The organism is Scytonema sp. HK-05 (assembly GCF_963872035.1).
Classification (GTDB): Bacteria; Cyanobacteriota; Cyanobacteriia; order Cyanobacteriales; family Nostocaceae; genus Kalymmatonema.
In genome coordinates this window covers 26,141-49,884 of record NZ_CAWMYC010000142.1, presented here as the reverse complement: position 1 = coordinate 49,884, position 23,744 = coordinate 26,141, and the positions used below count along the sequence as shown (strand labels likewise).

The window sequence follows — 23,744 nt, the reverse complement described above, 5'->3', positions numbered from 1 at the left end:
ATAGCCAAACCTCATAAGAAAATGTTTTGTCATGTCAACCAATTTATTATCTGCATCTCCCTATAGTGAGATTGGTGGAGTTGTTCAAGAATATTTTTGGAACTGGGAAAACCAGCAATTGCGCGTTGTCTATGAAAGTTTAGGAAAAGGTACGCAGCTTTTGCTACTCCCAGCTTTCAGTACCGTTTCTACGCGCTCAGAAATGGGCGAAATAGGCAAATTGCTTTCTCCCAATTTTGAAGTAGTCGCAGTAGATTGGCCTGGTTTTGGGCAATCTTCACGCCTTGCAGTAAATTACGGACCAGCTTTGTATCATGACTTTCTGGAAGGTTTCGTCGCATCTGTAATAAAGACGCCAGTAGCAGTGGTTGCGGCTGGTCATAGCGCAGCTTATGTTCTGCAACTCGCAAATAAAATACCTTCCGTATTTTCCCGTATAGTATTGGTAGCTCCGACTTGGCGCGGTCCGTTACGGGTTATGGGACTGAATCAGCAAATCACTGGGACAGTTAGAGAGTTGGTGCGATCGCCTTTTGTTGGTCAAATTCTTTACAAGCTCAACACCTTACCCTCTTTCCTCAATTTTATGTATCGTCGCCACGTCTACGTAGATGCGGCAAAACTCACACCCGACTTCATCCAGCATAAATGGCGCAATACACAACAGCCAGGGGGAAGATATGCTCCGGCGGCGTTTGTCACCGGTACCCTCGATGCTGTAGACAACCAAGCTGATTTTCTAGCGCTTGCTCGGGGTTTGTCTGTACCGTTGAAAGTTGTTATTGGAGAATCCTGCCCTGCGAAATCTCGTGCTGAAATGGATGCTTTGGCAACTTTACCGGGAGTACAAACAGCAGTTCTTCCTGGTTCGTTGGGAATGCATGAGGAATACCCACAGGCTGTGGTTGAAGCGGTTCGAGATTTTTTGTTGTCTAGCGAATCATCTTTGTCGTAATGTACTAGCAGCAATTATGATATACACACCTAGAACGTGACGAACAAATTTAGTATTAATCAATACTCTCCAGCCCGGTTTGACATTACCCAAGACATCATTGGTTCTTTACTGCTGAGACTCATTAAACAGTGGTTGGAGAGCGAGCAAACCGGGCGGGCCACCAAGTGAAAAAGCACGCGCTCAATTATTGCGGATGATGGGTGGAGATGCTATTCGTGGAGGAGTTGAGCGTTATTTTGGTATTAAATTGGCATTTCAAAATTGTCACAACGTTGCTGCATTTCATCTAAATGGATTAAATTCGACTGCTTACCAAAACTTTATCTCTATCGAAAGTCAAATTCTTAACCAAACACCGGAATTAGTAGACTTTCTGTAAAACTACCCGAACAATAAAGCCGCGACACCTCCCTTTCATCTTCCCACTAAAAAGTTTTTCCTTGTCTGTCCCTATAACGGGGAGTTGGCGGGGATAGGGAAAAAGGGGGGTTTCTTGGTGAAAATTTTTCTATAATTGCCTAAAGATCCACAATATCGCTGGCGAAAACAACCCGTATAAGCAATATCCGCCATCATTATTGTGTTTATGCTCATAGAAGTTTTTATGTCAAAAAAATTACGATTAACCCTACCATTACGTACTGCTCTCGTCGCTCTTACTATTGGCTTGTTCGGGTGTCAGAATCTGGGTAGTGTAGCCAACACTTCTTCTACTGCGACTGTTTCTGAACTCAACAGTAATCTTCCTAAAGTCGTGGTAACGACAAGCGTATTATGCGACTTAACCAAACAGATTGCACAGGAGACAATTAATCTCACCTGCTTAATTCCCCCTGATACAAATCCCTACCTTTATCAACCAAAACCAGAAGATCGGCAAGCCATTGAGCAAGCTAAATTGATTCTTTTCACTGGGTACAATTTAGAACCTAGTTTGCTCAAGTTAATGAAAGGGAGCAAAAACAGTGTCCCTAAAATCGCAGTTGGTCAACGTGCTGTTCCTCAACCACTAGAGTTTAGAGCAGATGGCAACACAGTACCAGATCCTTACATTTGGCACAATGCTAACAATGGTATCAGGATGGTAGAGATCATTAGCAGTAACCTGGGTAAAGCAATACCAGAAAATGCATCGCTTTACACCAGCAACGCGCAAAAAGTCAAAAATGAACTCACCAAATTGGATGCTTGGATTAAGTCAAGAATTGGTAGCGTTCCCGCCAAACAACGCGAATTAGTCACAACCCTCGATGCAATGGGTTATTATGCCAAAGCTTACGGTCTTTCATATGCAGCTGCTTCGGAAGGTGTTAGTGAACAGTCTAAACCTACTGCGACCCGAGTAAAAGCACTGACAAGATACATCAAACAATCTGGGGTTCCAACACTTTTTTTAGAAACAACAAATAACCCTGATTTCATGAAATCTGTCGCCAAAGACACAAAAGTAAAACTGTCAGAAAGGAAGCTATTTGCTGATAACTTAGGTGCCCCAGGAAGCGAAGCGGACACATATCAAAAAATGATGGTTGCTAATACACGCACAATTGTAGAAGGGTTGGGGGGGACATATCTGATATTTGAGCCAATACTCTCGAAGTAGTCAATACCAATACTAATAACTATTGGAAAATTCGGTAATCGGTAATGGTTGATGGGATATCCCACCATTACCATGTGAATATTACGTAATAATACAAATAGTATCAGTAGTATTAGGTTAACAACATGACTTGCGAGTTGTGTGAAAGAGAAGTGGAACCATTAACTGTTCACCATCTGATTCCTAGGCAGAAAAAGGGTCATCATGGACCGAAAATAAATATCTGTTCTGCCTGCCATAAGCAGATTCACACCCTGTACGATAATACACGCTGATTCACAGGAATTGAACTCGCGGTCGAAGCTAAAAAATGAGCCGCAAATGCACAAATTCCTCTCTTGGGTGAGCAAGCAAGACCCCAATAAACGGGTGAAAGTGCATCGTAGAAGAGCTTAAAGCGGTGGTGCTGGAAGAGGTTTCGCCGGAGCTGACATTGGATCTACCCCACCTTGCCCCACTTCAAACTGACTCATCATATCGTGGTCTTCGTGAACTATGTTGTGGCAATGGAACATATACCTACCCGTATGAGGTCTAAACTTTCCAATCACCCGTACTCTCTCGTTTTCACCAACGTAGAAAACATCCTTCAAGCCACGCTCATAAGGAAAAGGTGGTTGACCATTACGGTCAAGTATTCGACCATCAATGAGGTGAAGGTGCATTGGATGAAACGAGATATTTGCGGTGTCGTTAAATGTCCATATTTCCACGTCTTCGAGTTGAGGATTTGCATCCACTCGATTTCGGTCCCATCCATTGTTGTTAATCACCCACAATTGATCAGCACTTCTCTGCTCGATGGTGAAGTCGCGAGTTCGTACAGCTGAAGATTCTGGTATAAATTCAATATTGCGTAGTGTGCTGGGAACAAAGCTGTCATCGCTCTCGGCGCGCACCACGTCAAAGCGCATAATTTTATCTGTGTGGGTGAAATTATCGTTATTAGGGAGTCCCAGATTTTGCAGTACTATCTGAGTTCCTATAGGATATTTAGAAAAATCGATAATCAACTCATAACGCTCTCCCGTTGCAATACGCATATCTTTAGTATTTACTGGTGCAGACATCAATCCACCATCAGTACCAATTACAATCAAGTCTTCACCAGTACTAAGAGCGAGTCTGTAAGAACGGGAAATGGATGCGTTTAACACCCGGAAGCGGTATTTGCGGTTAGCCACTTCCATGCGGGGCCAAGGCACACCATTGACTGTAATGACATCGCCCATTAGGCGCACATGAGCTTGGTCATCAAAAATGAGTGAATTATCAGACGCGAATTGCTTATCGTGAATGATCAAAGGGACATCATAATCTCCTTTAGGAAGTGGCAAATTAAGTTCATCGTCATCTTGAACTATGTACATTCCAGCCAAGCCCATATAAATATTTTGCGAAGTTCTACCATGAGCATGGTCGTGGTACCACAAAGTAGCGGCGTTAGTGTTGGGATAGACATAATCCTTGTAGTACCCCGTAGAAACAAAATCCCTAGCGTAGCCATCGTACTGGGGTTGCGATGGCATTCCATGTACGTGGACTGAGGTGTTTACACTAAGAGTCTTGGGAAACCACATAGATAGTCGATTGCTACGTTGTTTGATAGCAATATTATTGATAAACCGCACAACTGATTGTCGATTTTTACGCTGTTTAATTGTCGGTCCGGGAAATATACCGTTATAGCCCCAAATCTCCGTCGTTTGCCCTGGTAGAATTCCTACTTGAGCTGTCTGCATGGTGATTTGGTAGTAATCAGTTGTTGCATCGCTGCGTACAGGACTTAACACTGGTGGTGTGCGGAACCCAAGTGTAAATGGCTGAACTGGATCATTGGCTCTTTGAGCGTATCCGCGATACTGAAGTCCTACAGGAAGTACAATAGAACCTCCTGCAAGCGCTGCCATCTTTAGCGCTTGGCGTCTGCTGATTTTTTTCATGATCAAGTTTGTTGGTTAAGAACCTGTATAAATTTGACTAGTTCAAAACTATTCAGGAATTTATGTAAATATTTCAGAATAAATATAGCAAAATATAAATTTTTGTTTTCAGGTAAAACTACTAACTTGGCAAAGATTTTACAAATAACAAGTTTTGATAAAATTTCAATTTTTATCCCTGTTTTAATTTTTGCTTGTGTTTATTGGAAAAGTAGTGGGAAAAAGTATGCTGTGGTTTCAAAGCTATTTATACAACTCTTTTCTACAAATAACGCTTATTTTTTATAGGATGAAAAACGCTACTGATTGAAAAATATCTAAGAAATATAAATAATATTTTGTCAAATGTTGATTGATAATAAATAATCCTACAGCGAAGTAAATAAGTTTAATTTATTTTGATTATTAGTTGTTTAAAAAATAAAAAATCACCTTTTTTGCAACCAATGAAGCATCACCCCGCCCTTACGGGCAACCCTCTCCGAACTTCGGAGAGAGGTTTTGAACGCAACGCGCGTATTACTCGCCTCCGTAATGGCCGTCAGTCACTTTGCCCCGGAAAACAATGTACTGGTAAAGGTTGTAGAACAGCATAACGGGGATGAGGAAGCCAATGAAGATAATCATGATCACCAGCGAACTGGGATCAGCAGATGCTTCATAAATGGTGATCTGCGTGGGAATGATATAGGGGAAAACAATTAACCCTAGTCCCAGGAATGTGAGAACGAAAAGAAGAATTGTCCAGACAAAGGGCGCTCTTTCTTCTTTACGATTTAGGCTTTGGAGAAGTTGCCAAATCAGCAGAACTCCCAGTATGGGAATGACAGCAAAGATATAAACGAGGGGTGGCTGAAACAAGCGAGCCCTGACGCTTTCATAAAATATTGGTGTTGTAATTGTGATGAAAATGGCACCAATGAGCGTTGTCAAAGCCGCAATTTTGGCAGTTCTATAGTGAGTTGTTTGCAGCTCGCCTGTCGTTTTCCAAACAAGATAAGTTGAGCCAATGAGGACATATGCTTGAATTAAAGTTAGAGCCACCAGCACTGTTTGCCAGCTCAGCCAGTCCCAAGATGTCCCAATAAAGTGACCTGTCTCATCAACTGGAATCCCTTTTAACACAGCACCAAGGGCGAAACCTTGACCGAGTGCGGCGACAAAACTCCCAGCACCAAAGGCGAAATTCCAAAAGAATTTTCGGTTGGCTAGCTCTCGGAACTCAAACGCTACAGCACGAAATATGAACCCAAACACCATCGTGAGAATTGGGATGTACAGCGCGTTGAGAATTGTGCCATAAGCTAAGGGAAATGCTCCAAAAAGACCCCCAGCCATGAGAACCAGCCAGGTTTCATTGGCATCCCAAATGTTGCTCAAGCTGGTCATTAAGATGCTGCGGCGTTCTTCATCTTGTGAAGTTAGAGATAAGATGCCCACTCCTAAGTCAAATCCATCAAGCATCACATAGAGGAACAAGAACAGAGCTAAAATGACGAACCATACCTGCGGCAGAAAATACTCTAGCGTCTCCATACAACCTCTTTGGGTGATGTGCCTTTATTTGCACCTAGCACTAGTACTTCATGTCATTAATTTTGCCGGGTTGTAGAGACGTTGCATGCAACGTCTCTACAAAATTTCTGTAATTTACAAATGCATCACAATTAATCACACAGACTACTACGCTAGGATGCTTGCCAAAATGACTGACTCTTGACTTTTGTTTATTGTTGTGCTTCGAGAGGACGCTCGTCTGGAACAAACTCTCCTGGAGTCGTATCTATTGCAGGTCTATCCGGTTCCACTCCTGGTACCGGGAGTTCTAGATTGGGACCCCTACGAATAATGCGGCTGCCAAAGTACAAAACCCCAACAAACAAAATGCTGTAGACGACAGCAAAGCTAGTGAGTGAGACTAAAACATTACTTGCAGGTAGATTAGATGCCCCGTCAACGGTGCGAATTTGTCCGTAGAGAATCCACGGTTGTCGTCCAACACAACGCACAATCCAGCCTGAGTCTACGGCGATGTATCCTAGAGGAGCTGCAAAAACCCAACCACGCATCAGCCAACGCTGCTGACCAATATTTTCCGCTGAAAGTTTACCGCGCAACCACTGCAAAACGCTCAACAGCATCAATCCCGCGAAGAAAAATCCAATCGCAATCATGGTGCGGAAAGCGTAGTAAATTAAACCAATCATGTGAGGACGGTCTTCTGGTTTCCACTCACTCAATCCGCGTACTGGGTAGGTGAGATTTTTCTTGAATTCCAGAATGTATCCTAGGGCATTGGGAACGGTAATTTCCCAGTCATTTTTCTGTGCTTTGTCGTTGGGTATAGCCAGTAAGCTCCAATCTGCAGGCTGTCCTGCGGGTGTTGTCTCCCATTGCGCCTCCATTGCGGCTAGTTTTGAAGGCTGATACTGATAGACTTGTTCTCCACTTAAATGTCCGATATAAATCTGCAATGGAGCAACGGCGATCGCCGCAGCTAAAGCAATCTTCAAAGACTTAGAAAAGAAGGCTTCGTGGCGACGATTGAGAATGTACCAGGCGCTAATCCCACCAATCACAAACAACGAAGTCTCCAATGTGGCAAAGAACATATGGAGAACACTGTTCTTCATGAAGGGGTTGGCGATCGCCGCAAAGTAATCATGGACAACAAACTTGCCATTAACGAGTTCCCCACCTGCTGGGGTTTGCATCCAAGAATTGGCTGTTAAAATCCACAGCGTTGATAAGTTTGCGCCAACTGCAACAAGGATGCTGGAGAGATAGTGAATTATGGGATTGACACGCTCCCAACCAAATAGCATAATGCCAAGGAAAGCGGCTTCTAGCATAAATGCCCAAGAAGCTTCAAACCCAATGACACTACCAAAAAAGTTGCCAACTGCTTCTGAAAAGCGTGACCAATTGGTGCCAAATTGAAACTCCATTGGGATGCCCGTTGCGACACCAATCCCAAAGTTCAGGACGTAGAACTTAGACCAAAAGCGGGCATGAAGGTAGTAATCAGGGTTACGAGTCTTGAGCCACACTCCTTCAACAATAACCAGGTAAATTCCCATACCTGTGGTGAGGACGGGCCAGAGCATATGGAATAATGCAGTTAGAGCAAACTGCATACGTGATAACACAACAGAATCCGACAAAAATTCCACAGCTATCCCCCTATAATTAGGCAAAATCTACGGATAGATTCCCTTGTATAGTATTGCAACAATCCTTGACAGTGCGTTTTTTGAGAAAGTTTTAAGGTTTGACAAGACGTAGTTGACTTGTGCATCAGCGTGATATTTTCTTAAGGCTGGCGATTACCTTACTTGTCGAGATTTACGGCGGTTGGTGGTACATCGTCACACAGATGGCGATCGCTCTTACTGACATTCGGTTTTTAATTTTGACTATCACACCCTACTAGGCTTGCGGTGCGTTACTGGGCTAGGATAAAAAACAACATTGATTGGGAAAATTGGATGGAAAACCGGATACTTTCTGAAGATTTCCGAGTATATGTAGGTGAGGGAGGTGTCATCAATCATCCCGTACCGGGCTACCAAGAGCGCATTTTGCCAACGGTCAATCGCTATCGAGGCAATGATGGAGGTTATATTGCAATTTACTCCCACAATGCTAGTCAGGGCGTTTACAGCGTTGAAGAAGGCATTTATGTCATTGGACAAATTCGTTTACAAGGAAAATACATTGGCAGAATTTTTCACCCTGCGGGCTATGAGGAACAAGATATCAGTGCTGTAGAGGAGTTTAAGCGACTGGCAGACGAAAATTTCTCCGTTTGTCAGGGAGACTGTTGGGCAGGAGGTGATACAGGAGGATGGTTTGGTATTCCCCTAGAGTAATTGCTGTTGAAAAAAGCTCCTTTTACGAGGAACCTTATACCTTAATTCATATTTTGGCAAGATAACCACAAGAAGCACTAAATCCACTTCTGGGAATCGTATTTCAGATTGGGGAAATTTTCTGGAGAGAGAACTTGGCGAGCGTCCTCACTCACATTGGGATTATTCGTCAAGTAGCCTGAAATCCATTCGCATCCATAATCAATTAGTTGATCTAGCCCTAACTCTAGCTTCAAATTCCATAAAATGGCTATCTTGTCATTGCTTGCTGAGGCAAGAGTCTGACCGTCAGGACTAAAATCTAGTGCATTAACCTGGTCATTATGTCCGTGTAAAGTTTTTTTCAAAGTGCCGTCTAGATTCCAGAGTTTGACTGTCTTATCATAACTAGCTGTGGCAATCATATCACCATTTGGGCTAAAACGAACAGCAGTTACTTGGTCTGTATGTGCAAAAATCTTGGTCGGAGTAACAGTTGTGCTGTTCGTATTGTTCAAAATGTTATCTATTTGCCATAGCTTGACGGTTTTATCAGCACTCCCTGTTGCTAAGAAGTTACCATCTGGGCTGAAACAAACTACAAGAACTAAATTATCATGCTGCTTAAAGTTTCTTAGCAATTTGAAGTTGTCTTCTTCCTTTCTCCAGAGTTCAACACTTCCATCTCCTTTACCCAAAGCAAACATCTGACCATCTGGGCTAAAACAAACAGACAATACTTGATAATCATACTCTGCAATAATTCTGCACAATTTACTTTCAGAATCACAAAGTTCTAGATATCCTTTCCGGTCTTGGCTGCCGCTCCCAAGTAAAATGGTTTGGTTGTCAGAACTAAAACTCACTCCAAAAACTGTTGGCAGATAACTTTCGCCTGTATGGTTGCCTAAATTATGCGCGTGAAAATCTTGCTTATCTTTATCATCATCTAATTTCCAAACTTTAACTTCTCTATCTCCAGCAGCCGTTACAAACATTCTGCCATTGGGGCTAAAATCTAATGCGGTAATAGTTCCATTATGTCCTTTTCCCCAATTTCTTAATAACCTCCCGTCTTGACTCCAAAGTATTAATTGCCCCTGCCCACTTGTCGTGGCAATCATCGGTTGCTTAGGGTTAAACCTTACGGCATAAACTGAGCCAGTATGATGGTCGTCTAAGCCTTTGAGCTTACTGCCATTTGGTCTCCAAAGCCTGACACTTCCATCGTTACTGGCTGAAGCAAGTATCTGACCATCAGAATTGAAACAAACTGCACCCACTTTATCCCTATGCCCATTAAGGGTTGTCAATAAGGTGGCATCGTTTGTCTTCCAAATTTTGACTGTTGTATCCGTACTCACTGAAGCTAGTGTTTCTCCATCAGGGCTGAAACTGACCCCCCAAATCGCATCTCTATGGGCTTCTTCTATAGCTGTACGCCACTTACCGTTTTGATCCCAGAATCTAATTTTTCCATCATTACTTCCTGTAGCAAACATATCGCCATTTGGACTAAAATCTATGGCATTCAGTGAATTTCCCGCTGTTTGTGTCTGTTGTATTGTCGTTCCGTCTGTTTCCCAAAGGTATAACTCCCCAAACGAACCTCCAGAGGCAATAAGCTGTCCGTTGGGGCTAAAAGCGAATGTGTTTAAGGTATCACGTTCGTCGTTTTGGAGAATTACCTCTTTACCTTCTAGGTTCATAAGTCTGATAGCGTTTGCTTTTGGTTCTTGTTGAAGTTGCGATGTTCTATATATGAAGTGAGCAATCATATGACCATCAGAACTCGATTTTACTGGGGAAAAACCTGGTGGTATTCTCTGTACCAAAGCACCATCTGACTGCCAAAATCTAATTATCCTTTGGCTATCCCGCATCAGAATGAGTTGTTGGTCGGTAGTAAATTCTAATTTTAAAAGTCGTCCCTGGTTATCCAGCAAAAAAATCGCTCTATTGGAAGTAAAACTCAATTCTGCAACCATGTTTAATGGTATATCCTTGTCCTCCAAACGATTAAATTCTTTGACTTTGGAAAGGATTTGCCGCAAGACTACCTCAGTGCGAAGACGGATGTCTTCTTGTATCCACTGCGATTCGGAATTTCTAAGCTGTTGGAATATTCTGGCTGCTTTCAAAATATGTATCAATGCTCCAAGTTGATCGTCTTGAAAACGGGCTTCAGATAAAGCAGCTAACGCACTGACTTGACCTTGCAGCGCCTCGTCTCGTTGTTTTTCGTTTTCCTCAAGTCTCTTGCGCCTCCCCTCGATGCTCTTGTTGATAAACTCTGTTTCTACCTTGTTTAACCAGTTTCGACCAGACTTAATAACTAGCTTTAACCGAGAAAGGCGACCTTCTTCTTCTGTCCAAAGAAATCCTTTATCTTCTTTCCAATCATTGGCAGTAGATGTTAAACGTCTTTGCAGGTACAAGATTTCTTGGTCTTGACTTTTCCACAGAAGTAACTTGTCCCACCGCAGCACCAAAGCATCATGGGCTGGCTCCACATAAGCCTCACGTTGGGAATTAGAATCTTCAACGATTAAACGGGCTTCAGAAAACCGTTCGATGACTGTATCCACTCGCTCGTTTTCTTTTTGATCTGGATACTTCAGTTCAGATCTTGGTACTTGCCGCCGCGTTAACCCATTGCCCTGCAATGAAATCATTCGTAACATTATATTACGCACCGTGTGACGATAAGCATCATCTTGAACCAACTCTTCATACAATTGGTTAGCACGCTTGGTCAGAGAACCTACTACTCCTCCCCCAAGGCTTTCATAGTCCTCCCAAGTGATTTCTCGTTTTACGGGTTCACCGTTGCGTACACTCTCCAGATACCGCAGGGCGAAGTTTTTATACATACTCTGTAAGGCAACTGAAAGTAGTGGCAATGCTCCTGGCATTCCTGCCACTTCATGGCTTAGTTGTTTCACTAAAGTACGTTCACCATTATCCTTCTTCTCCTCAAAGAAAACTACTCTTGTTGAAGCAGGTTTCTCAATCGCTTCCTCTAGCTCTTCTCGCTCCATCATAGGCACAGTAAATCGTGCATCAACCCAATAGTTAGAAGTTTCCGTTTGGAATTGAGAGTTATCCCTAAAAGCATATTCAAATTGACTACGCAGTGTCGTTTCAAAATCTGATCTTAAAGTCAGAACGACATCAATTTTGTCTGCATTTTCTGTTATTAATTTAATCAGTTCTTTCCAAAATTTATTTTTTTGTTCCTTGTCTTTGCACTGAGTTTCAACTTCCTCGAACTGATCGATTACCAGTAAGCGTTTTTCCCCCTGGGGAATACTGTCGATTTGAATATCTTTCCGAGCCTGCTCCAAGCTGTCTCCAGGCGATAGCCCCGGACGAAACTCCACCCAGCCCTTGTGGATATTCTGAGAGTTTTCTAGCTTCGGGAACATTTTGGGAATCAACCCTGCTTTGACCAGACTTGATTTACCCGAACCGGATGCTCCCAAAACAATAGTAAGCGGAAATTTGTTTTGTTTTACGTCTTGTTTTACATAGTCAAACAACTGGTTTATTAAACGCTTTCGTCCAAAGAATATCTTACTGTCATTTGTAGAGTAGGATAGCAAACCGAGATAGGGATTATCTTTTTCATCAATCTCTGGATCTTTAGGGAGATCACTTTTGATTTCTTCCAGCTTCTTTCCGCCAAGAAGAAACACAAACTCAGCCGTTTGCTCGTGCTTTAAAGGAAAAGGAAATATACAAGGAGTTTGCAGCTTGTTAGATTCAATGGATTTGCTTTCAATTTCTTCCCGCAAATAATCAATTAATCGAATTGTGTGAATAAATCCTCTTTTGGGTTGAGTCAAATCTGCTTCACCATCAATTATTGCCTTTCTTAAGGCGATAACGAATGGAGAATTTTCACCAGATCCACGATGATCGATTTCTAATTGCTCGGATTCTCGGTTTAGAACTTCATTGGTTACTTGGTTCTCGCTAGAGGAGGTTAGGATTTGCCAAGCGTTTTTCGTAATGTATCTATCTAGAATAGAGGGAGTAACTAAATCATCACCTATTTGCCGTGTTATTCCCCGGTAAAGCGACCATTCAATGGCACCTGCAAAACAACAGTCAAGAATAATTAAACCGTGTCGGCATTGAATCTCATGCAGCGATCCAATCAATTCATCCATCTTCATGTATGTATTTCTATCTCCCTTGACTGCATCCTGAAAAAGGAGATATCCTTGGGGCTTGTCATCTAACTTCATTTGTGATGGACTGCTCGTACTATTACGATCATCTTTAGTAACTTGAGAAAAAGTAACTTGAGAAAATGGAAGCGCGATGCCATGACCTGCAAAGTAGAGAATGATGCGATCTTCCTTTCCTACAGTTTCCGTCAAATAACTTAGTAACTCGCAAAAACCCTTTTTAGTAGGGGGGTAGGTATTGCCACCAAGTCTGCTTACTTCCGGTTCCACTTCATTACTAAAATTACCTTTAGGAGCAAGCGAAAAGTAGTACTTGACTTTCTCTGTAGGTTTCAGATTTTCAATTATTCCGGCAATTTTAACAGCATCATTGACTGCTTTGCCAAGGGAACGCACTCCATTGTTGTAATTGTTAATTCCGATCGCAACAACATGGGTAGTGTCAAACCATTGAGTTGTTTGAATCTGAGGTTGCGAATTTAGTGAAACCATTACTTTTTACTCCTGAGTTTTGTTTGTACTGTTATTGCTTCGATTAACCAATTTTCTGGTTTAAAGTTACGTGAGTTCGACGGATTTTAGCGGCGCACCACCTGCGCCGCCAGTTGAACTGCTCCTAAGAAAACACAGTTTTCTTTCGCCCTTCCCGTAGGTGCGCCTTCGTTGGAGACTCACGTTAAAGTTCAGTCGAATGCCTGGCGTACTGCCTGAGTAAGGGCATTCAATCCGTCTTGATCCTTAAAGTAGACAAGATGGTTACAGGCGACTGGATCGATAAAATTGACGGCAGGATTGCGACCCTCAAAAACTTTCCGAGTGAAGATACTCTCAACCGTAACGGCAATATCATTGCTCTGCCCTTTGAACGGAAATTCAAGCCCTTTCCATACCTTATTCTCCAGTGCTTTCAGTAAGTTTTCAGCTTTTTTATTTAACTCCTGATTTAACTGTGTATTCCCCGCAATGATGGTATAAGGACACTGAGGATCTTGAGAGCGCCTGAGTTCGGGCAGAAGCTGAGAATCCTGAATATTCATCTGTTTCAATGTATTACTCATTTTATCAGTGGCTTTATTTGTCAGTAGGGACACGATTGGTCCGGCTACAAATGATTTTGGAATGAAGTTTAAGCCCGCCGACAACAGCAAAGTTGCTAGTTGATACACCGATGACCATTCAGATCCCCCATTGGGAGTACCCAACATAATCAAGTGGTTAACGACTTTGTTACCACCCTGCTGCTCAATAAAGCTGCGTGACACTAGACCACCCATCGAATGAGCAATGATGTGTAGGGTCTTATTGTGTCCATCTCCTAGCCCAACCTCTTTCAATTGCTGTTTGAGTATATTCGCTGTGTTTTGAATCTCTGTGTTCAAGTTCTCATAGTCAAATGCCAGTACCAAATCATATTTTCCTTTTTCCTTGCTTCCATCTGAATTCAATAATCCGGTAGTCTGCATACTCGGAATCATGCTTTCAGTGTCGCCCAAGATCCCATGAATAAAGACAACAATATGCTCGGCAACTGCTACAGCTTTCTTAACGGATTCTAAATCTCCTTTTGGAGTGAAAAAGACTGTACCGTCTGGATTAAATATTGCTTTCCTTAACCAAGCAGTTTGCTTTCTTTGCAACACAACTTTTAGGAAATAGAGGGATATGGCTTCGGAAATCTTGCGTTCGCCACCCTGTGTAACCTCTTTACCGTGCGCGATCAGGCGTTCAACTTTAATTTCAGTCTTGCCATCCTCTTTCGGCATTGCGTATCCTACTGGAAGCCAGAAATCGCCATCGTGGGCAATCGCTAAAATACCTTCGTTAGGTTTAAGAAAGCGATCGCTCGAAATCACAATTGGGGATTCTGGAGTGACTTTATCAATTGCTAAGTCACTTCCCGATAGCTCTAATACACTCAATTGCTGATCGGGGATTTGGCTAATGCCGCGATCGCCTCTTCGACGATCTATTAGATCGAACGCTTCAGCATCCTTCAGCAGAGGCAACTCAATAACTGTGCCATCAAGACTTCGTTCACTAGATACAGTCGATATTGGCTTAAGGCTAGCATTTGCTGAAAACCCATCAGGCACCCGAATAGAGATACCTTCGGAAAGTTTAGTCTGAGTATTTGCACTGATATCTACTGAGGGTTTAGAACGAATGAAGGTGAATCCAAACTGCTTGGTCACCCAGTCTCCAACAGGAGGTTCTTCATCTTCCCCAATATTTCGCTCACCACTAGAAGCAATTGGTAAAGACGGGAGTTTGAACTGTTCAATTGGAAATGAATGCGTACTTGCAATCAGTTTAAGCGTTTCTCCATACTCTGTTAGCTCCTTATACTTCTTGGGAATGCCAATTGGGGTATCTTCTCGTAGTTTATTTTGCCCCGAAGGTTTATACTTAGCTGTGTAAGTAACACCATCCTCAATCTCAAGCCATTGAACTTTGTTCTCACCGTCATATAGAATTTCAGGATCGGCAATTGAGTAATCACTAGAAATATCTAAGAGGGTGAAGAAGAGACGATATCCCGATTGATTTCTAATTTTTAAGTGAATTCTAGGCTTCTCTGATTGCTGATACAGAACTAGGTGTGGCTCTTTGCTGGTGACTCCTTGATAGGTTACTTCGATCTCAATCCCATCTTTTTTAATAGACGAATTGGGATTTTCTAGATCCCGAGTTGTAATCCACTTGGCAATATGCTCTACCCGGTTCGCTGCTAAACTTATCGAGAAATCATTGTCTTCTGCTGTAAATGGTTCTATCAAGAGCCGATTATCAATGCCATCTCTAATTTCAAACTGCTGATTACAGACATAAAGACGGTATTGGTGGGCTTCCTTGGGATCGTCTATCACACCTACAGCAAAGGAACGCCATTCTTCTAGCTTTTGTTTGACTTTTTCTAATAATTCTCGATTTGCGCCTTTCTCACCTTCAAAATCAAAATAAAATAGAACTTTCGGTACAGGTCGCTTGATCACAATAGCAGGAAACTGCTTACTACTATCTGATTTACCACTATCTGATGATAAGGTTTCAGTCCCAGAAACCAACTCGACAACACTTTCATTAGCGCGAACTGTTTTAATTTTGATATGAGCGATCGCTTTCACAGAGCCAGCTTTTATAGGCTTTGGTTCGCTTGCATTTTCTTCTTCTGCTGAAATCTGAAAATCTTCGTACTTACTGCCTTCTGTATAAACCGCAAGTTCCATGTCCTCCTGGATGCCTTGAAAGGCTCCTGCGTTGATAACCCACTCCTCTTGCTGTTCTCGATCACCACTCCTTGTTGCTTGAACATAGGGACGATGTTTGAGTGTAAAGGATGGATCGCGGGGTTTTATGATTGCCGGGTCACCTAAAAATGCTAAAGATTCTATTTTTAGGTTCTCTGAGCGAGTTCTGTTTGGATTTGCCGAATCTATCCCTTTAACAAACTCAAGTTGAGGGTTTTGGTAAAGCCGAACGCCTGTAACACGAGTTCGCACTTCTTGAATTAAGTTTTTATAGGACAACGTTGCATTCGGACTCTCAAGTTCCTTGATAAGGGAGTAGGTGAATAGCCCACGCTTTTGGGAATTTTCTTGTGAAGTCTCTTTTGCGGTCTCAGTGTTGAGGCAAGCAGCAATAAAGGTATGGTCTCCTTGAGGGAAGGTTTCAGAACTGAGCTTATCTTTTGGAATTTGGTCAGCAAAACAAAAGTCACTATATTCTCTAGCAGAAGCTAGGTCATCGATCTGGCGAACGCCATCTTTATCATCTAAATCTCGAGTTCCAGAACTGGAATGGCAACAGTCAAAAGCAACAAGAACGTGATCCGGGCTATTTTCTCCCTTATTAGCGACTTGAGAGATGAGATAGCGCAGTTCTTTGTCAGCAAGATCAGGCACTTTTTTTCCATTAGTCTTCGATCGGCTGTCGTAGCACACTATCGTTTCATGAGCGTCATCTAGCTCCCAATCTTTAAATTCTTCTCCCGCCTTTTCCCTTGCACCATGACCACAGAAATAAAACAGAACCACATCTTTACGAACCGCTTGGCACAGATATTGACGCAAACCATCAATGATTGCCTGTCGGGTAGCATGTTCGTTCAATAATGTGCGTAGATGTAACTGGTATCTATCAGTATGTACCCGCCTTTCTAAGTACTCTTTGATTGCAGTTATATCATTTACACAGCCCTGCAATGGAGAAACACTTACGTATTTATCAATCCCAACTAGTAATGCGTAGATATTCCGTGTCATTGTAGATTTTTCTCCTTCAAATTAAGTGAGTGTATTCTCGATGAAGTTAGAAGACTCTAGCAGGTAGAGGACACCTACAGGTAAAGGTTTTTAGCTAGAACTAACGCGTTAACACAAATAAGGTTATATGTGTAGAAAGTATTAGTTTATTTACTTAACAGAAGCTAAGCATGAATGAGCTTTTCTTCTGTATTCTTAATAGGTGAAGCAGACGTCAACTTATGCAGTCTTGAGATTGAAGCTCACGCCGACTGCGTTAAGTCGGATTAGTTGAAAACTTAGATATGAATCCCGCCTTCATGGTTCTGGCTTCGCTTGCAGGGCAAACGCATCTAAATTAGTCTTGACAAAAACGTGGTTAATGCATAAACGAAAGAATTAGAATTTATTGTTTGAGTGATTTTCTGAAGGTCAAGGCGATCGCCTAAATAATTGTCAATCAGCAGACGTTAATGCGATTAATTTAGAGTTTATTGCAGGGCAAACGCACCTTAAACTGGCACAATTAAGGTGCGTTTGCCCTGTTCTAAACGGTGATTTAGATCGGGAGAATTGTTGATACCAACTAACAAAGCGTATAAGTTACGACTCATAGTTATTTTGTTCTCCTAAAGCTATCATGTCTCTATTAACAAGCTCAGATGACGGCGTTTTTTCACTTCGTCAACAGTCGTCTTGAACTGCCAACCAACTCAGGCATCAAAATCCTTAGTTTTTCTGCCTTCTTTTTAATAGTTGTCAGTTGGTAGGACTTATGCAGTGTATCAGCGGCTTAGATCTGATGATGGGTGACGCCCACCATACAGCAAAAACCCTACCCAAGGTAAACTCAGCGTTAACTTAGCTACGGATATTGCTGTGGAGTTTGCCTATGCTTATTCTCGATGCTCCTCAAGTTCAAGTCATTGTTGGAGAAAATGCGGTTCCTATTTCTCAATTGCCAAAGGTGTGGCAAGACATTGCTGTAGGAGAAGCTGGTGTTGGACTAGCAAATCCGCAGACTTATGTTGAGATGGCGCAGCTGTTTCAATACAAATTGGAACAGGGAGACGTTGATTTATTTAACGAACGCCCGGAACTAGCTCACCTCAAACCTGCGTTTCGTGAGTTGTTCGGATTGTTGGCACGGGAGACACTTGAGTTCTACGGACAAGATTTTAAGGTTGAGAGATACCCTGATTTTGAAGCAGTTCTGCGTGAATTGGAGTCAAAGGGAGCAGATTACTCTAACGAGGTGAAGGTCGCTCGCATTGGTCTAGAATTGTTTAATGAGTTTGATTATGAACTTCCCGCCAGCTTTTACCAAGTGCATCTTGCTCCCATTGACCGAGATAGCGTTTTTGAAGAACGAGCTTTACGGTTTGACCCGCGTGATATAGAACACAAGCGCTCTTGGGATGCAGTCCTGCATGCTGGAAAAGTGTTTGCTGTGCAGATGAAGATACAAAGCATTGCTTCCAAGTACGGTTTTACCTATCAGCACGGCTGCGGTTGCGAATCTCACTTATCTTCTATTGATCAGTCACTGGGAGTATTTGATTATGAGTTAAATACCGAAAAGCGTGGTCGATGGATTCGCAGTTTCATTTGGACAGCGTGGTACGAGTACGCTTTCTTCCCCATCGTACCGAATACTAGATATTTAGTTTGATATCTGCTTGATATTATACTAGCCAGAGACTTAAGTCTCTGGCTGATAGCTTCAGTCCACTGCAGTGGACTAATACGGAGTTGCGTTCATAGGTCAATACCGTTCAGTATCTTTCGGGTGTGCCATGCTCACCAAAACCCAGATATAACCCAGAAATAGTCGGCATGGCACACCCTACGTGTATTTCTTTGAGAGATTGCCTTGTTCTCAGTCTCTTCCTTTTGAATACCATTGGGAGGCTCTGCCTCTCTTACTGGCAGGGCTACCCTTATCGCGCAGTTTCCAACATCTTATCTTGGAACATGGGGGTGCTGAGGTAACGTTCGCCAAAGGAAGGCTGAATCATCACGATTAAACTACCTGCATTTTCTAGGCGTTTCGCTACCTGTATTGCAGCATACAAAGCAGCACCAGAGGATATACCAGATAATAAACCTTCTTCCCTGGCTAGCCGCCGCCCAAAGGCGATCGCCTGCTCATCGCTGACGGTGATCACTTCATCTATGAAATCGCTGCGCAGAACTTCTGGGACAAATCCGGCACCAATACCTTGAATTTTATGCGGTCCTGGTTGCCCTCCAGAAAGCACGGGGCTGTTACTTGGTTCCACAGCGATCGCCTGAAAACTGGGTTTGCGCGCTTTGAGGACTTCTGCAACTCCGGTAATCGTTCCACCAGTACCCACACCTGCAATAAGGATATCTATTTGCCCATCAGTATCAGCCCAAATCTCCTCTGCTGTGGTTTCTCTATGAATTTTGGGATTAGCTGGGTTACGGAATTGTTGCAACAAAAAAGCACCAGGAGTCTTAGCGACGATTTCTTCGGCTTTGCGAATCGCACCCCGCATTCCCTCAAGCCCAGGTGTCAATTCCAAAGCAGCACCATATGCTCGTAGCATAGCGCGCCGTTCCAAGCTCATGGTTTCGGGCATTGTCAAAATCAAATCGTAGCCCCGCGCCGCCGCCACCATCGCCAATCCAATTCCTGTATTCCCGGATGTAGGCTCAACTAAAATGCTTTTTCCAGGCTGAATCAGCCCCTCTTCTTCAGCCGCCTTCACCATACTTGCAGCAATGCGGTCTTTCACCGAAGCTGCTGGGTTCATTCCTTCCAACTTAACGACAATCTTCCCTACACATCCCTCAGCTTGAGGAATTTTGTTTAACTGAACTAAAGGAGTCCGTCCAACCAGTTCTGTAACGTCCCGAGCAATCTGCATGAATTATATCCTAAAAAGATGCCTTTTCATCAACGGAATTATTTATAGACATTAAACTATAGCAAGTGAGTACATAAACAGAGATTTTAAAAGTCAATCAAGTTAATTAAAGTTAATTTTAAACGATTTTGAGAAAATGATTAATATTCTGTTATTTTTGAACAAAGTCCTAATTTTTATGACCTTTTTAGTATTTTCTATTACTTAACTATATATTTTTATAGTAATACATTTTTTGAGTACAAGCTTTATCCTTAAAAAAATAGCAAAAAAACTTGCCAGTACGAAAGTTTAGATAGGTTTGATGTTGAGTACACAAACACCAGAACCCCTTTTGATAAATACTAGTCCCCCAGGGTCGAAAGTCTAGCACCTGTACCCAAAAAAATTTTATAACACTTATCTAGTAAGAATTGCAAGCTTTGAGTACAACCCTAATTAATTTAATAATCTTGATCCAATCGCAATAAATTCTTCTGTGGTGAGACATCTGATATAAAACCTATAGGATTTACGCAGAGATTCCCCTCTACCCCCCAAAATTCGCAGGTGAAAGCCGAGGAATGAGGGGGGACTTCTTAGCCCAACAGACAGTTAGCAGTTGACAGTTAACAGTTAACAGTTAGCAGTAAGATCTGAATGAAATTCAAACTTGTCCAATTTCTGACAGTTTGTTTAGTTACTGTATTGGTGCTTTCTCCAGAGCTAGTGGTATTTAGCATGGTTTGGGAGCGACATATGGAACTAGTACAAACAAAGAGTTTAGCTTGTGAACTTAATCAGAGTCATACAAGTGAAGTTGGATTAACTCGTACACAAGAAGAAAAATCAGAGCAAGATACGTCTAACGTCCATTCTGCTACTAATTTTGTCGAGCAATCCCTAACGAACACCAAACAGTACACAATTTTCAAGATATTACAATGGTTCTTTTTGTTATTGCCTATTTTTCTGGGAACAGTCGTTTTCTTATATGACAGATATCTGATTTATCGCGCTGCTGTTTTTCAGCAACAAGTAGAAATGTTAGAAAGACTTTGGCAAGGCATTGAACAATAAATTATTAACCATGACTCAACAACGAGAAGACTTGTATTTCAATCTCATTGACCAACTGCTTCGTTGCCCGAATGGTCAAGAACCAGAAGTTTTAGAAGCTCAACCAGAATTGCTTGATGCTGGTTTGATACAAACAATCATGCAAGTGGCAACTGGATTTGCACACCAAGGCAATCAGGATGGTGCCCAGTTTTTAATCCATGTTGCACGTGAGTTATCTAAGGAATTGGGATTCTATCCTGATGTTTCAAATAAGGAGTAAATAATGCTACTGACTTCAACTGACGCGGGACAAATAGCGTTAGAATTTTTGATGGCTGAGTGGAATGTTTTAGAAGAAAATAGAGAATGGTTTGTCATTGTTAACTCTCGCCTGATTGGTCAAAGTTGGTACATTGTGGAACTGGGTGTTCCAGGATTTCCTGATAGGTGGTATATCCAAGTTTACGATAACGGGGCGTGCGACCCAGACTATACATTTCTTTCACCCAGCCGTGCTTCTGACGGATATCTTGACCTTAACCAATTGCCAAGCCTGGTAGCGGAAGTGTTGGTATCAGAGCGTAATGTCCGATAAAAAATGACACTCCAAAAATCTAAATGTAATCGAAGTGTGCAAACTTGCACATTATTGATAACAGTCTTTTGGGAAAAATCAAGTAACAATATTACTTAGTTTTTGCTTTTAAATAGCTAAAAACGTAGGGTGGGCATTGCTCACCCTACAAGCTGTTAATGTGTGAATTCTCCTTTAAGGAATTTCAAGTATGATTGATTTATAAAAAATAGGAAAATATGTTTTTATTCATAAATATTAACCTTAATTTTATAATAAATTAGGGATAATTGTACTAGAAGCATAATAGAATTATGCTATATTTAATAGTGTGACAATCCCTACAAAAATATCTTTTGTCATGATTAGTGAAGACATCCTAGCAAAAGAATTCATGAGGGTCGTCAATCACTATTACCCAAAAGTAGGGGAATTACTAGACGGCTGTTATGTGAAAGTTATCTCCTCTTACTGGGGACGACCTCCTAAACGCTTGCAATACATAGGAATTTATTGCTCTGAGGAAATAATGCCTTATGTGCAAGCTCACAAAGAAGTTTTAAGAGAGATAGCAGAAAATATGGGGCTAGTTCAGGTAGTCTTCCTGAATGCAACACGACTGCTGCGCGATCCAATGTCAAAAATCAAGCATATATATCCACGCCTGTGGTTGGATTTGCACTTAGTCAGAACCTAAGAATAATAGTGAACGCAACTTCCTCGCTTATTAACCCTTAATCTCAAGGGGCTTGTATGAAAAATAGATCCTTTCTTCCTCCAGATGATTTGCCTTCAACTGAAGCAACGCAAGTTGATAAAATACTGCGATCGCAGCTGGAACATTCCACTGGTAGATGCTTTTTTGAAGCGTGCGACCAAATTACACGAGCATTGTTGTCTAGCTGTCAGTGGTATGTCACAACCGATGATGGCGCTTTAATGCTGGTTATCGACTGTCCTGACATCGTCACTTACTGGCATATAGTCAGCAATATTCCACCAATTGGCAATAGGTTGGAACGCTTTGCTAGTAGCGCCAAAATCCGCGTATATCCGCCATTTGGCAAGGGGACGCCGTTTGAAATCAGCGTCAATGAAATTTCGGCTTATCGAGATTGGCTTTGACACTCCCCTGGCTGAACAAATTTCGCTACGCTCATTTGCTCGAAAAGCCAGGGGATTCTTGGTTCGTTGACTCGCCGTTAGACAGCAGGCCCCGGCCAACCGCCCAAGAGGGCAAATCTCCCCAAGCGTAAGTTCCCGTATGCCCTACGGTACTGAGACCTAGTCTCAAGATATTGATGGCTGCGTTTACGTCTCTGTCTTCCACAAATCCGCAATGTGGACAAACGTGGGTTCTAGTAGACAAGGATTTTTTCACTTTCTTGCCGCAGTTAGAGCAATTCTGACTTGTGTTGTGGGGAGGAACGGCAACCGTTGCCTTCCCATACTTGTGACCAAAATACTCCAGCCACGAGCGAAAAGTTGACCAGCCAGCATCAGTGATTGACTTAGCCAGATGTCGGTTACGTACCAAGCCCTTAACATTCAAGTCTTCATAGGCTACCAAATCGTTAGATTGGATGACGGAGTATGCCAATCTCTTGCAATACTCTTTTCGTTGCCTACTTACTCTCAAATGCTTACGAGCATACCTATTTCTGGCTTTGTGGTAGTTGGTTGATTGTGGTTTTTTGGCGCTCGATCTTGCCTTATCGTACTTCTTAGACTTTTTGCGGTTAGCCCGATTTAACTGCTTCTCAGATTTTCGATAAAACTGGGGAGACTGTTCTACATTGCCAATATTATCAGCAATGAAGTACTTCAATCCCAGGTCAATACCCACTACCTGACCAGTAGGTTGCGTTTCAACCTTCAAATCAATATCAATCGCAAATTGAGCATAGTATCCGTCAGCACGACGCACCAACCGAACACGCTTAATCTGTTTGATTGCATAGTAGTTTAGGTCATACGTTCCTTTCAATTTCAGAGTCCCAATGCCTTTCTTGTCTGAGAAGGTTATGGCTTTGCGGGTAGTAGAGAGCTTCCATCCCGATGTTTTATATTCCACTGAACGACAGTGTTTTTTAAACTTCGGAAATCCTTTTTTACCCTTGACTTTCTTTTTGCAGTTATCGTAAAACCGAGCTATTGCACCCCACGCACGTTCAGCCGCAGATTGTCTAGCCATTGAATTAAGTTCATCGGCAAAAGGGAACTCAGCAGCAAGTACAGCACAATGCTTGTTTAAAACGTACTTGTCAACTTTTTTCTCCTTGTTATCCATCCAGTAACGTAAACATTTGTTCTGAATGAATTGACTAGTACGAATAGCATCATCAATTGCCCTGTATTGCTTGTCTTTCCCTTTAACTTTGAACTCGTAAATTATCATCGGCTCGACCTAACCAACTACATTTTTATGCTATCACGTAGAGTA

General features: G+C 42.2%; 18 protein-coding genes and 1 pseudogene. 12 read left to right on the top strand and 7 right to left on the bottom strand.

All coding sequences use genetic code 11. From position 1 onward, the window contains the following. Positions 1-31 precede the first annotated feature (31 nt). The 4 genes and pseudogenes from AACT52_RS32440 to AACT52_RS32425 all read left to right on the top strand — a co-directional run bounded on the left by AACT52_RS32440 (position 32) and on the right by AACT52_RS32425 (position 2,836). Positions 32-955: an alpha/beta fold hydrolase gene (locus AACT52_RS32440; protein WP_073634731.1), complete on the top strand. Its 924-nt coding sequence runs from the start codon at positions 32-34 to the stop codon at positions 953-955. 166 nt (positions 956-1,121) lie between these two features. Further along, a pseudogene (locus tag AACT52_RS32435) lies at positions 1,122-1,337 on the top strand (SCO5389 family protein); the annotation flags it as partial. A 225-nt stretch (positions 1,338-1,562) separates the two neighbouring features. Then, complete coding sequence (locus AACT52_RS32430; RefSeq protein ID WP_073634737.1) at positions 1,563-2,561, top strand: metal ABC transporter solute-binding protein, Zn/Mn family; 999 nt, start codon at positions 1,563-1,565, stop codon at positions 2,559-2,561. A 125-nt stretch (positions 2,562-2,686) separates the two neighbouring features. After that, complete coding sequence (locus AACT52_RS32425; RefSeq protein WP_233154131.1) at positions 2,687-2,836, top strand: HNH endonuclease; 150 nt, start codon at positions 2,687-2,689, stop codon at positions 2,834-2,836. Positions 2,837-2,953: 117 nt separating this feature from the next. Here the strand turns inward: AACT52_RS32425 and AACT52_RS32420 are convergent, their stop codons facing one another. The 3 genes from AACT52_RS32420 to AACT52_RS32410 form a co-directional block, all read right to left on the bottom strand. Further along, positions 2,954-4,504 carry a multicopper oxidase family protein gene (locus tag AACT52_RS32420; RefSeq protein ID WP_073634730.1) on the bottom strand — a complete coding sequence of 517 codons (1,551 nt, stop codon included), beginning with the start codon at positions 4,502-4,504 and terminating at the stop codon, positions 2,954-2,956. 519 nt (positions 4,505-5,023) lie between these two features. Then, positions 5,024-6,040 carry a cytochrome d ubiquinol oxidase subunit II gene (cydB, locus tag AACT52_RS32415; protein ID WP_073634728.1) on the bottom strand — a complete coding sequence of 339 codons (1,017 nt, stop codon included), beginning with the start codon at positions 6,038-6,040 and terminating at the stop codon, positions 5,024-5,026. Between the two features lie 191 nt (positions 6,041-6,231). Beyond that, complete coding sequence (locus tag AACT52_RS32410) at positions 6,232-7,677, bottom strand: cytochrome ubiquinol oxidase subunit I (RefSeq protein ID WP_073634727.1); 1,446 nt, start codon at positions 7,675-7,677, stop codon at positions 6,232-6,234. 119 nt (positions 7,678-7,796) lie between these two features. Here AACT52_RS32410 and AACT52_RS32405 point away from each other — a divergent pair, with 119 nt between their 5' ends. Together AACT52_RS32405 and AACT52_RS32400 are read left to right on the top strand one after the other, a co-directional pair. Then, a complete protein-coding gene (locus AACT52_RS32405) occupies positions 7,797-7,937 on the top strand; it encodes a hypothetical protein (RefSeq protein ID WP_158054860.1) in 141 nt (46 codons plus the stop codon). Between the two features lie 55 nt (positions 7,938-7,992). Next, positions 7,993-8,376, top strand: a complete 384-nt coding sequence (locus AACT52_RS32400) for a hypothetical protein (protein WP_073634726.1) — start codon at positions 7,993-7,995, stop codon at positions 8,374-8,376. A 77-nt stretch (positions 8,377-8,453) separates the two neighbouring features. Here the strand turns inward: AACT52_RS32400 and AACT52_RS32395 are convergent, their stop codons facing one another. Together AACT52_RS32395 and AACT52_RS32390 are read right to left on the bottom strand one after the other, a co-directional pair. Then, positions 8,454-13,043: an nSTAND1 domain-containing NTPase gene (locus tag AACT52_RS32395; RefSeq protein WP_073634725.1), complete on the bottom strand. Its 4,590-nt coding sequence runs from the start codon at positions 13,041-13,043 to the stop codon at positions 8,454-8,456. A gap of 191 nt (positions 13,044-13,234) precedes the next feature. Then, positions 13,235-16,813, bottom strand: a complete 3,579-nt coding sequence (locus tag AACT52_RS32390) for a caspase family protein (RefSeq protein ID WP_073634724.1) — start codon at positions 16,811-16,813, stop codon at positions 13,235-13,237. An 871-nt stretch (positions 16,814-17,684) separates the two neighbouring features. On the opposite strand from AACT52_RS32390, the gene AACT52_RS32385 reads away from it, so the two are divergent. After that, positions 17,685-18,464 carry a hypothetical protein gene (locus AACT52_RS32385; RefSeq protein ID WP_073634723.1) on the top strand — a complete coding sequence of 260 codons (780 nt, stop codon included), beginning with the start codon at positions 17,685-17,687 and terminating at the stop codon, positions 18,462-18,464. Positions 18,465-18,732: 268 nt separating this feature from the next. On the opposite strand, the gene cysK is transcribed toward AACT52_RS32385, so the two are convergent. Further along, positions 18,733-19,686 (bottom strand): cysteine synthase A, encoded by a 954-nt coding sequence (cysK, locus tag AACT52_RS32380; RefSeq protein WP_073634722.1) that lies wholly within the window; start codon positions 19,684-19,686, stop codon positions 18,733-18,735. Between the two features lie 639 nt (positions 19,687-20,325). Between cysK and AACT52_RS32375 the strand changes: the two genes are divergently transcribed. The 5 genes from AACT52_RS32375 to AACT52_RS32355 all read left to right on the top strand — a co-directional run bounded on the left by AACT52_RS32375 (position 20,326) and on the right by AACT52_RS32355 (position 22,426). Further along, the gene (locus tag AACT52_RS32375) at positions 20,326-20,745 is read left to right on the top strand and encodes a hypothetical protein (protein WP_073634721.1); all 420 of its coding nucleotides are present in this window, start codon (positions 20,326-20,328) and stop codon (positions 20,743-20,745) included. A 10-nt stretch (positions 20,746-20,755) separates the two neighbouring features. After that, on the top strand, positions 20,756-21,007 hold the full coding sequence (locus AACT52_RS32370; protein WP_073634720.1) for a hypothetical protein: 252 nt from the start codon (positions 20,756-20,758) through the stop codon (positions 21,005-21,007). A 3-nt stretch (positions 21,008-21,010) separates the two neighbouring features. After that, complete coding sequence (locus AACT52_RS32365; RefSeq protein ID WP_041037272.1) at positions 21,011-21,322, top strand: hypothetical protein; 312 nt, start codon at positions 21,011-21,013, stop codon at positions 21,320-21,322. A 340-nt stretch (positions 21,323-21,662) separates the two neighbouring features. Then, complete coding sequence (locus tag AACT52_RS32360; protein ID WP_041037274.1) at positions 21,663-21,998, top strand: hypothetical protein; 336 nt, start codon at positions 21,663-21,665, stop codon at positions 21,996-21,998. 56 nt (positions 21,999-22,054) lie between these two features. After that, complete coding sequence (locus tag AACT52_RS32355; RefSeq protein WP_041037276.1) at positions 22,055-22,426, top strand: hypothetical protein; 372 nt, start codon at positions 22,055-22,057, stop codon at positions 22,424-22,426. A 31-nt stretch (positions 22,427-22,457) separates the two neighbouring features. Here the strand turns inward: AACT52_RS32355 and AACT52_RS32350 are convergent, their stop codons facing one another. After that, positions 22,458-23,699, bottom strand: a complete 1,242-nt coding sequence (locus AACT52_RS32350) for an RNA-guided endonuclease InsQ/TnpB family protein (protein WP_073634719.1) — start codon at positions 23,697-23,699, stop codon at positions 22,458-22,460. Positions 23,700-23,744: the final 45 nt, after the last annotated feature.

What these genes read in the sequence shown, in the direction of transcription:
- AACT52_RS32440 (WP_073634731.1), top strand. Translation starts at nt 32, where the DNA reads ATGTCAACCAATTTATTATCTGCATCTCCCTATAGTGAGATTGGTGGA.
- AACT52_RS32430 (WP_073634737.1), top strand. Translation starts at nt 1,563, where the DNA reads ATGTCAAAAAAATTACGATTAACCCTACCATTACGTACTGCTCTCGTC.
- AACT52_RS32425 (WP_233154131.1), top strand. Translation starts at nt 2,687, where the DNA reads ATGACTTGCGAGTTGTGTGAAAGAGAAGTGGAACCATTAACTGTTCAC.
- AACT52_RS32420 (WP_073634730.1), bottom strand. Translation starts at nt 4,504, where the DNA reads ATGAAAAAAATCAGCAGACGCCAAGCGCTAAAGATGGCAGCGCTTGCA.
- cydB (WP_073634728.1), bottom strand. Translation starts at nt 6,040, where the DNA reads ATGGAGACGCTAGAGTATTTTCTGCCGCAGGTATGGTTCGTCATTTTA.
- AACT52_RS32400 (WP_073634726.1), top strand. Translation starts at nt 7,993, where the DNA reads ATGGAAAACCGGATACTTTCTGAAGATTTCCGAGTATATGTAGGTGAG.
- AACT52_RS32395 (WP_073634725.1), bottom strand. Translation starts at nt 13,043, where the DNA reads ATGGTTTCACTAAATTCGCAACCTCAGATTCAAACAACTCAATGGTTT.
- AACT52_RS32390 (WP_073634724.1), bottom strand. Translation starts at nt 16,813, where the DNA reads ATGACACGGAATATCTACGCATTACTAGTTGGGATTGATAAATACGTA.
- AACT52_RS32385 (WP_073634723.1), top strand. Translation starts at nt 17,685, where the DNA reads ATGCTTATTCTCGATGCTCCTCAAGTTCAAGTCATTGTTGGAGAAAAT.
- cysK (WP_073634722.1), bottom strand. Translation starts at nt 19,686, where the DNA reads ATGCAGATTGCTCGGGACGTTACAGAACTGGTTGGACGGACTCCTTTA.
- AACT52_RS32375 (WP_073634721.1), top strand. Translation starts at nt 20,326, where the DNA reads ATGAAATTCAAACTTGTCCAATTTCTGACAGTTTGTTTAGTTACTGTA.
- AACT52_RS32370 (WP_073634720.1), top strand. Translation starts at nt 20,756, where the DNA reads ATGACTCAACAACGAGAAGACTTGTATTTCAATCTCATTGACCAACTG.
- AACT52_RS32365 (WP_041037272.1), top strand. Translation starts at nt 21,011, where the DNA reads ATGCTACTGACTTCAACTGACGCGGGACAAATAGCGTTAGAATTTTTG.
- AACT52_RS32360 (WP_041037274.1), top strand. Translation starts at nt 21,663, where the DNA reads ATGATTAGTGAAGACATCCTAGCAAAAGAATTCATGAGGGTCGTCAAT.
- AACT52_RS32355 (WP_041037276.1), top strand. Translation starts at nt 22,055, where the DNA reads ATGAAAAATAGATCCTTTCTTCCTCCAGATGATTTGCCTTCAACTGAA.
- AACT52_RS32350 (WP_073634719.1), bottom strand. Translation starts at nt 23,699, where the DNA reads ATGATAATTTACGAGTTCAAAGTTAAAGGGAAAGACAAGCAATACAGG.